Genomic DNA, 4,888 nt, shown 5'->3' with positions numbered 1-4,888 from the left:
GCGAGGCGCGAGCCGCCGTCCGAATAGCCGATCACCCAGCGCGGCCCCTCCCGCCTCTGCTCCAGCTTCAGTGAAGTGACCGGCCGCGGCCCGATCTGCGGCGGCACGGGCCGGGTTCCGAACGGAAGCGCCGGCGCCTCGCCGATCAGACCTTCGCCCCGCACCTCCTCGATGGGCCTCGCGACCATGACGAGGCCGCTCAAGGTCCAGGCGAGGAACGGCAGGCCGACGATCCAGCCGAGCCAGATGTGATAGCGCCGGAGGCTTTGCCGAAGCTTCATGCGCCCCTCCCTCCGGCGGATCAGATGTGGATCGGCAGCCCCGTCACCGCCATCGCCGCTTCCTTCATCGCTTCGGAATGCGTCGGGTGGGCGTGGCAGGTGTAGGCGATGTCTTCGGAGGTGGCGCCGAACTCCATCGCCTGCGCGGCCTGAGCGATCATGGTCCCAGCGACCGACGCGATGATATGCACTCCAAGCACCCGGTCCGATCGGGCGTCTGCGATCACCTTCACGAAGCCCTCGGCATCGCGATTGGTCTTGGCGCGGCTGTTGCCCAACATTGGGAACTTGCCGACCTTGATGTCGACGCCCTCGGCGCGGAGATCCTCCTCGGTACGTCCGACCGCGGCGATCTCCGGATAGGTGTAGACGACGCTCGGGATCACATCGTGGTTGATGATGCCGACATGGCCGGCAAGGATGTCGGCCACCGCCACGCCCTCGTCCTCGGCCTTGTGCGCGAGCATCGGCCCGGGGGTGACGTCGCCGATCGCGTAGACGCCGGGGACGCCGGTGCAGAAATCGTGATCGACCTCGATCTGACCGCGATTGTTGAGCTTAACGCCCGCGGCTTCGAGGCCGAGCCCTTCGGTGTTCGGCCGGCGGCCGATCGCCACAAGCACCACGTCCGCTTCGATCGTCTCCGCAGCGCCGCCCTTGGCCGGTTCGACGGTGAGGGTGACGCCTTCGCCGCTCCGCTCCGCCTTCGTCACCTTCGTGGAGGTGCGAAGCTCGAAGCCCTGCTTCTTGAAGATCTTCGCCGCTTCCTTGCGGACCTCGCCGTCCATTCCGGGCAGGATCTGGTCGAGATATTCGACGACCGTCACCTTCGCGCCGAGACGCCGCCAGACCGAGCCGAGCTCGAGCCCGATCACGCCGCCGCCGATGACGACGAGGTGGTTCGGCACCTTCGGAAGCTCCAGCGCCCCGGTCGAGTCTACAATCCGCTCCTGATCGATCTCGACGCCGGGGAGCGGCGTCACCGAGGAGCCGGTGGCGATGACAATGTTCTTCGCCCGATATTCGGTGCCGGCGACGTCGATGCTGTTCGGCGAGGTGAAGCGGCCGAGGCCCTTCAGCCAGGTCACCTTGTTCTTGCGGAACAGGAATTCGATGCCGCCGGTGAGCCCCTTCACGGCCTCGCGTCGGCCGCCGTGCATCGTCTCGAGGTCGAGCTCGACGTTCCCCACCTTCACGCCCCACTTTGCGAGCGTTCCGTGGTTCGCTTCCTCAAACAGTTCGGAAGCGTGAAGCAAGGCCTTGGACGGAATGCAGCCGACGTTGAGGCAGGTGCCGCCCAGTGTCTCGCGGCTCTCGACGCAGGCCGTCTTCAGCCCCAGCTGCGCGGCGCGGATAGCGGCCACATAGCCGCCGGGGCCTGCGCCGATCACGATCACGTCGAATTCAGTCTCTGCCATTGTTCTTTATCCTAGAGATCGATCAGCAGGCGCGTCGGATCCTCGATCGCTTCCTTCATCCGGACGAGGAAGGTCACGGCCTCGCGGCCGTCCACCAGCCGGTGATCGTAGGAGAGGGCGAGGTACATCATAGGACGCGCTACGATCTGGCCGTTCCGCACCACCGGCCGCTCCTCGATCCGGTGCATTCCGAGCACCGCCGATTGCGGCGGGTTGATGATCGGGGTCGAAAGGAGCGAGCCGAACACGCCGCCGTTGGAGATGGTGAAGGTGCCGCCCTGCATCTCCTCCATCTTGAGGGTGCCGTCCTTGGCGCGCTTGCCGAAGTCGGCGATCGTCTTCTCGATCTCCGCGAAAGAGAGCCTATCGGCATTGCGGATGACCGGGACGACGAGGCCGTTCGGCGCGGACACGGCCACCGAGACGTCCAGATAATCGTGGTACACGATCTCGTCGCCCTCGATGTAGGCGTTGACTGCGGGAATGTCGCGCGCGGCGAGCGCCGCCGCCTTCACGAAGAAGCCCATGAAGCCGAGGCGGATGCCGTGCTTCTTCTCGAACAGATCCTTATACTTGCCCCTGGCGGCGATCACCTCGGTCATGTCGACGTCGTTGAACGTCGTGAGCAGCGCCGCGGTATTCTGCGCTTCCTTGAGGCGGCGGGCGATCGTCTGGCGGAGGCGCGTCATCCGCACCCGCTCCTCGCGCCGCTCGCCGGCCGCAGCAGGTGCTGGTGCGGGAGACGGAGCGGCGGCGGCCTGTGGAGCAGGCGCTGCCTGCGGCTTCTCGGCCTTGGCAGCGGCGAGCACGTCGTCCTTGGTGAGGCGGCCGTCCTTGCCGGTGCCCTTGATCTTCGAAGGATCGAGGCCGTGCTCCAGCACCACGCGGCGCACCGCCGGGGAGAGGGTGAGGCTGCCGCCGTCCTCGCCGCCTTCATCCGCATGCGGCGCGTGCGGATCTTCCTTCAGCGCCGGGGTCTCTCCTGCGCCAGCGGGGTTGACGGGGCTGGCGAGCGGTGCCGGCTGCGGCGCTTCCGCTTGGGCAGGGGCGCCGGCGCCCGCTTCGATGCGGGCGATCAGCGCACCGACGGCAACCGTGTCGCCTTCGGCAACCACATGCTCGCCCATCGTGCCGGCGACCGGCGAGGGCACTTCGACGGCGACCTTGTCAGTTTCGAGGCTGGCGATCGGCTCGTCCGCCTTCACGGGATCGCCTGGCTGCTTCAGCCACTGGCCGAGCGTCGCTTCGGTGATCGATTCCCCGAGCGTCGGGACGAGAACGTCGGTTGCCATATTTCCCCTTCTATCCCGCCTTGCGCTGCGGTTCGGACTGCCTGCTATGGCCAAGCGCCGCCGCGATCAATGCCGCCTGCTCCTCGGCGTGGCGCTTCGCAAGGCCCGTGGCGGGCGAAGCCGAGGCTGCGCGGCCCGCATAGACCGGGCGCTGCGGCCGCACGCCCGCCTCCGCCAGGCATTGCTCGACATAGGGTTCGGCAAAGCTCCAATAGCCCTGGTTTTTCGGCTCTTCCTGCGCCCAGACCACCTCTTCGAGGTTCGCCATGCGCCGGAGGCGCGCCACCAGCGGCTCGGAGGGGAAGGGATAGAGCTGCTCGATGCGGACGATTGCGGTGTTCCGGTCGCCCGCCTGGTCGCGCGCCTCCATCAGATCGTAGGCAACCTTGCCCGAGCAGAGCACAAGCCGTTTCACATCCTCGTCGCGCGGTGCGTTAAGATCGGAAAGGATCCGCATGAAGTGGCTCTCGCCGGTGAAGTCGGCGAGGCTGGAAACGGCCAGCTTGTGCCGGAGCAGCGACTTCGGCGTCATGATGATCAGCGGCTTGCGGAAATCGCGAAGCATCTGGCGGCGGAGGATGTGGAAGTAATTCGCCGGCGTCGTGCAGTTCGCGACCTGCATATTGTCCTCGGCACAGAGCTGCAGATAGCGCTCCGGGCGCGCGGAGCTATGCTCCGGCCCCTGGCCTTCATAACCGTGTGGGAGCAGCATCACGAGGCCGTTGGCGCGCAGCCACTTGGCCTCGCCCGACGATATGAACTGATCGATGATCGTCTGCGCCCCGTTGGCGAAATCGCCGAACTGCGCCTCCCAAAGCACCAGAGTGCGCGGATCGGCGATCGAATAGCCATATTCGAAGCCGAGCACTCCGAACTCGGAAAGCGGGCTGTCGCGCACCTCGAAGCGGGCGCCGCCGACATGGGTCAGCGGAATGTATTTGGTGGCATCGTCCTGCGCCACCCACACGGCGTGGCGATGGCTGAACGTGCCGCGGCCGCTGTCTTGGCCGGAGAGGCGGACGTTGCAGCCTTCCTTGAGGAGCGTGCCGAAGGCGAGCGCTTCGCCGGTCGCCCAGTCGAAGCCCTGGCCGCTCTCGAACATCTGCCTTTTGGCATCGATGATGCGGGCGAGCGTCTTGTGGATCTCCAGCCCCTCGGGGATCGTCGTGAGGGTGCGGCCGACGTCGCGGAGCAGAGCCTCGTCAACGCCGGTCGAGGCGTTGCGCCGGCCGGTCTCCGGCGTGTCGGGCTTGCCGAGGCCGGCCCACCGCCCCTCGAACCAGTCCGCCTTGTTCGGGATGTAGGACTTGGCCGCCTCGAACTCGCCTTCGAGCAGGCTGGTGAACTGCGTCACCACGCCTTCCACCCAGTCGGCGTCGATCACGCCCTCGCGTGCGAGCCGCGCGGCATAGATGTCGGAGATGGGCGAGTGCTTCCGGATCTCCGAATACATGAGCGGCTGGGTGAAGCTCGGCTCGTCGCCTTCATTGTGGCCGAAGCGGCGATAGCACCACATGTCGATGACGATGTCGCGCTTGAAGATCTGGCGATATTCGATCGCAAGCTTGCAGGCGAAGGTGACCGCCTCCGGGTCGTCGCCGTTGACGTGAAGTATCGGCGCCTGGACCGACTTGGCGATGTCCGACGGATAAGGCGACGAGCGCGCGAAGGCCGGCGAGGTGGTGAAGCCCACCTGGTTGTTGATCACGAAGTGGATCGTGCCCCCGGTCGCGTAGCCGGGCAGCCCTGAGAAGCCGAAACATTCCGCAACGATCCCTTGGCCCGCAAAGGCCGCATCGCCGTGGAGGAGGACCGGAAGCACCTCGCTTCCGTCCTGGTCGCCGCGAAGCGTCTGGATGCCGCGCGCCTTGCCGAGCACGACCGGATCGACCGCCTC

General features: G+C 66.6%; 3 protein-coding genes and 1 pseudogene. All 4 read right to left on the bottom strand.

Features of this window, described 5'->3' with window-relative positions:
* Nucleotides 1–281: pseudogene (locus VF662_RS12195) on the bottom strand (hypothetical protein); the annotation flags it as partial.
* Between the two features lie 20 nt (nucleotides 282–301).
* Entirely contained in the window at nucleotides 302–1,699 is a 1,398-nt protein-coding gene (gene lpdA, locus VF662_RS12190) for a dihydrolipoyl dehydrogenase (RefSeq protein ID WP_464141545.1), read from the bottom strand.
* 11 nt (nucleotides 1,700–1,710) lie between these two features.
* Nucleotides 1,711–2,991, bottom strand: coding sequence for a 2-oxoglutarate dehydrogenase complex dihydrolipoyllysine-residue succinyltransferase (gene odhB / locus VF662_RS12185; RefSeq protein WP_464141543.1), 1,281 nt, complete (start codon nucleotides 2,989–2,991; stop codon nucleotides 1,711–1,713).
* A 10-nt stretch (nucleotides 2,992–3,001) separates the two neighbouring features.
* On the bottom strand, nucleotides 3,002–4,888 hold a 1,887-nt coding region (locus tag VF662_RS12180), incomplete at its 5' end, for a 2-oxoglutarate dehydrogenase E1 component (protein ID WP_464141541.1).

The sequence above is a fragment of the Allosphingosinicella sp. genome (assembly GCF_036387215.1).
Classification (GTDB): Bacteria; Pseudomonadota; Alphaproteobacteria; order Sphingomonadales; family Sphingomonadaceae; genus Allosphingosinicella.
The sequence above is the reverse complement of the archived record's forward strand: the minus strand, read 5'-3'. Positions and strand labels throughout refer to the sequence as shown.